3 protein-coding genes are annotated in these 4,800 nt (G+C 45.0%); 1 reads left to right on the top strand and 2 read right to left on the bottom strand.

Going from position 1 to position 4,800, the window contains the following annotated elements:
- Nucleotides 1–81: 81 nt before the first annotated feature.
- On the top strand, nucleotides 82–933 hold the full coding sequence (gene hchA / locus K0335_RS21820; RefSeq protein ID WP_000218044.1) for a glyoxalase III HchA: 852 nt from the start codon (nucleotides 82–84) through the stop codon (nucleotides 931–933).
- Nucleotides 934–2,197: 1,264 nt separating this feature from the next.
- Here hchA and K0335_RS21825 read toward each other — a convergent pair.
- Both K0335_RS21825 and K0335_RS21830 read right to left on the bottom strand, forming a co-directional pair.
- Complete coding sequence (locus K0335_RS21825) at nucleotides 2,198–2,779, bottom strand: tail fiber assembly protein (protein ID WP_219394131.1); 582 nt, start codon at nucleotides 2,777–2,779, stop codon at nucleotides 2,198–2,200.
- Nucleotides 2,779–4,800: phage tail protein (locus K0335_RS21830; RefSeq protein ID WP_231825855.1), on the bottom strand; the 2,022-nt coding region annotated here is incomplete at its 5' end. The genes K0335_RS21825 and K0335_RS21830, both read right to left, overlap by 1 nt.

The following is a 4,800-nucleotide window of genomic DNA, read 5'->3' on the forward strand; positions in this document are numbered from 1 at the left end:
AGCTGATAGAAACAGAAGCCACTGGAGCACCTCAAAAACACCATCATACACTAAATCAGTAAGTTGGCAGCATCACCCACTATGACTGTTCAAAAAAGTAAAAATCCGCAGATCGATGCAGCAGAAAATGATGCTTTTTTTCCTTCAGAATACTCGCTAAGTCAGTATACCAGCCCGGTATCAGACCTTGAGGGGGCCAATTATCCGAACCCCTATACAGGGCCGCAGAAGATTCTGGTTATCGCCGCTGATGAACGCTATCTGCCCACTGATAATGGCGCTCTGTTTTCAACGGGTAACCATCCTATTGAAACACTTCTACCTTTATATCATCTACATGCCGCTGGCTTTGAGTTTGAAGTCGCAACTATTTCCGGTCTGATGACGAAGTTTGAATACTGGGCGATGCCGCACAAAGATGAAAAAGTGATGGGCTTCTTTGAGCAGCATAAGCATCTGTTCCGTAATCCGCTGAAGCTGGCAAATGTAGTCGCAAACCTTAACGGCGATAGCCCTTACGCTGCTGTATTCATCCCCGGTGGCCACGGCGCATTAATTGGCCTGCCTGAAAGCCCGGAAGTCGCAGCTACTTTGCAGTGGGCCATCAACAATGACCGGTTTGTTATTTCTCTTTGCCACGGCCCTGCTGCATTTCTTTCCCTTCGTTATGGAGATAATCCACTAAACGGTTACGCAATTTGCGCCTTCCCCGATGCAGCAGACAAACAGACGCCAGATATCGGCTATATGCCTGGCCAACTGACGTGGTTTTTTGGTGAGGAACTGCAGAAAATGGGCATGACCATAGTAAATGACGATATTACTGGTCGGGTTCACAAAGATCGTAAGCTGTTAACGGGTGACAGTCCGTTTGCTGCTAACGCACTTGGTAAACTGGCGGCGCAGGAATTGCTGATGGCCTACAGTAATTAATCTGACAATTATCGATAAGTTATTAATCACCAACCGCAGCCCCTGCGCTGCGGTTCAAGGTTGCTCAAAATGGTGCATCATATTTATTGCCCAACCAATTTAAGATTTTTAGGCTGACAGCCACCAGCAAACAATTCGCAATGCATGATGCCGAATTATTTACCTGAATTTATCAACATAACTGCACGGTTAATCAAAGGTGGCATTAACATTTAAGACATCCCTACGCAAAGACCTGCCTCACATAAATATCTGCTATTAATGTTTCTCATTAATTTTTCTCATTGAATTTTCTCAATGGGAGTTATGTCACTGACACGAGGTGGGCTAAGCGCTTGAATAGTGGCGGAGAGAGAGGGATTTGAACCCTCGGTGGAGTTGCCCCCACTCCGGTTTTCGAGACCGATGATACAGAGTCGAAAAATCAAAGAGTTAAAAATTTTTCTTGGAATAAATGTCTTAAAATCGTACACGAAAAATCAATGAATTACATAACATTAAAGAAGAATATTCCAAGCCTTCTTGAGGCTACCACCTGTTTTCAGGTGTCATTCAGACGTGATTTGCCCCAGATTGGGAAAGCACGCTTTTTTCTCAGCTATCGTCCTCTTATTTTGCCGTTACATTTCTTTTTGCACTCTAATGATTAATTTACAATAATAATATCGGTAATTATTGAGTAATAATAAATTGATTATTGCAAATGTAATTTAATTCCATCTTCGCGTTATATTCCAATCTTTAATCTCCGCATGGAACAAGTTGCATGCGTGACTATATTAAGACAACTTATAACCACCAAAACATTTGCTTTGCAAGCAAAAACAGTGACCATTGACTCTAAGAAAATTCCGATCTATTGTTAGGGTCATCAAAGTTACTTAACAGTATTCCGAAATGAAAATACAAAGCAAGCTAATTGTCTTATTAAACATTATTATTGCATTTATATTATTTGAGCTTTTAGCTCAAAAATTTGGTTTGAGTACATTATTTTAAAGCAAGATAAACAATATCGGGCACTCTAGTTTTTATAATTAACAATTAAACGTCCATGAAATGTTATTTACTTTTCTTCGCTATTGTCATATCTTAATATAGTGGCTTACGCCACTCTACTTTCATCACATTTTGTACGTTTATGTACTCGCCATGAAGCTCTTTCATGGCGATTTTTTATTCTTAATCCAAGAACATACTCCCTACCTATAGCAAAATCACTTTTTTAACAAAAGAATAACGTATTTAGGTAATCATTACGAATTTACCCTATAGGTGCTACTGGCCATTCAATATCCGGTGCAGTTGTTGTATTAACACGGTTCAGCAACACCCGATACTTCTTCCAGGCTTCCAGCAACGACGCCTCTTCTTCCGTTGCAATCTCCAGATCTACAGCATCCTGAAGCGGCGCTATATGCTCACTGGCTACCTGCATCAGGCTGTTTTTTGTTTCTTCCGCCTCCCGGATCCGGAACAGTTTTTCTGCTTCCGTATCCTTCACCCAGACTGTACCGTTCCACTTCTGAAACTCCCCTTCCGGGGATAACCAGGTGACATTTTCCGGTAATGAGCCGAGTTCAGAAATAAATAACGCGTCGCCGGAAGCCACGTCATAGACCGTTTTACCCCGATGGTCTTCAACGAGATGCCACGATGCCTCATCACTGTTGAAAACAGCCACAAAGCCAGCCGGAATATCTGGCGGTGCAATATCGGTACTGTTTGCAGGCAGACCTGTATGAGGGGGAATGTATGCATCACCTTCACCAATAAATTCATTGGTTCCGGCCAGCAGATTATAAATTTTTATAGTCCGTGGTTGTTCACTCATTCTGAATGCCATTATGCAAGCCTCACAATATAGTTAAATGCGATGTTTTTGACGGTGTTTTCCGCGTTACCAGCAGCGTTAACGGTGATGGTGTGTCCATGTGAACCAATCGCAACGGAGTGTGTATGAGCGCCAATATCAACAGTATGTGCGTGTGCGCCTGCACTTGCAGCAGTACCTGACACCGTGTGGGTATGCGCTCCGGCTGACGATGTGCCAGTACTCGAGCCTGAACGAGACGCACCTTTGAGGGCTTGATCGCCCTGATCGGTATTGCCAGATGGGTAACAGGCAACCGTGTGTGTATGTGCCCCTGCAGAAGCAGCCGTACCACTGACACTATGGGTGTGCGCTCCGGTGTTATTCGTGGACCTGGTACCATAATTAAACGAACTGGTAGTTTTCGTCCCCAAATCCGTACTGGATGCACTGGCACTGTGGGTATGCGATTTAATGCCGTCCTGTTCCTGTGACAATACAGCACGACCACTGGCGGGTTTACCCTTAATTGTCCAGCCACGCATATCGGGGATCACACCAGATGGGTAAGCGGTTGCAAGTTTCGGGTAGGCAGATTTGTCAAAAGTCTGCCCCTGCATCAGGGCATAACCAGACGGAACGGTATCTGATGGCCACGGGATTGGTGCGCCAACTGGATAAAACTCTGCCGGAGGATGGGCAGTAGTGTAAAGCTGCGCCCACGGCGACCAGTTGGCGTCGGTTGTATCCCGTCGCGAACGAATAAATGCCGGAGCATGTGCACCGCTTGTACCACTCCACCCGATAAGCAATTCGCCCTCTCCAGCAGCATTCGCACCTTTCATATGAAGCACATTGCCGTAAGTCGTGGGGTAGCCATTTTTATACGCTTCATACATCTGAACGCCTGGGGTGCCTTGTGTATTGCCACTTAATGCGGCCACCATACCTCTGGACACTAAGGTATTAATGTTGATGTCACCTGAGCCATCAAACTTAACACCATTAATATTTATTGGCGTTTGAAGCTTCGTAGCCGTTGAAGCATTACCCTTAATGCCGCCATTAACGGTAAGCGACCCGGTTATTGTGCCTCCTGTTAATTTCAAAAAGAGCGCATCAATCCATCCAGCGAAACCCGGTTTATTGATATACAAGTTGCCATCATTGGCAAATATGCCACCACCTGGAGTTCTTAATGGTTGCGCCATATTTGCTAAAGTCAATGCACCGGACATTTGCCCCCCAGACAGAGGCAAGGCACCAATAAACTGATGCGAGCAGTAATAACCACGCCCCTGGTTAAAATCAATTACAGTACGGGCATTTATACATTCAGTAGCAGGTTCTGTTACACCCCACTTATATGTAGTTTGACCTACGGTATAATCAGTTGTAGGTACAATGACACTTATCCCTTCCTCAGCAAATACTTTAATCGGAAAAGCTCTGGCCTCAACATAAAATACACTGCAAACATCGTCATCTTTAGTGCTTGCGATAATTGAGTGAATAGACCGTTCCTCAGACTGATATGCCCAGAAATAACCCGCAGCATATGATCCTCTGTCCGACCAACCACCACTTGTAACGATGCCATTAAATTCGCAGTTATTCATGGGATCATTACCAGCATTCTGTCTTGTTGATATGACCACCCGGCTGGCAAGTTCATCGTTATATCCGGCTGAACGGCGCAATACAATCGGATACCATTTCCCGTCAACAACATTCGCTGGGGCAGAAAAGGAATACTTACGCATCCCCCTTTTTTGATCAACTTCACCTTTGCTGTAGACGTTAATGTTGCTCAGGAACCTATCTTTATCAGGTATATCTGCGCCGTTCTGGTCTTTCCGAAGGCGTGTTTCAGCGTTGTCGTATGCAGACTTGACCGCTTTCGGTGTTGCTGCAAGCGTCTCAGATTCGCTGCTGGTCTCACTGCTGAGCTGTACTATCCCCTTTTTCGTCGTGCTCGCATCCTCAAGCGCCACGGCAGATGCAATATCCTCTGCCCGTTTTGCAGCTGTCTCGGCGCGCGTTGCCGCGGATTC

The sequence above is a fragment of the Escherichia sp. GZ89 genome, from assembly GCF_019366485.1.
GTDB lineage: Bacteria > Pseudomonadota > Gammaproteobacteria > Enterobacterales > Enterobacteriaceae > Escherichia > Escherichia fergusonii.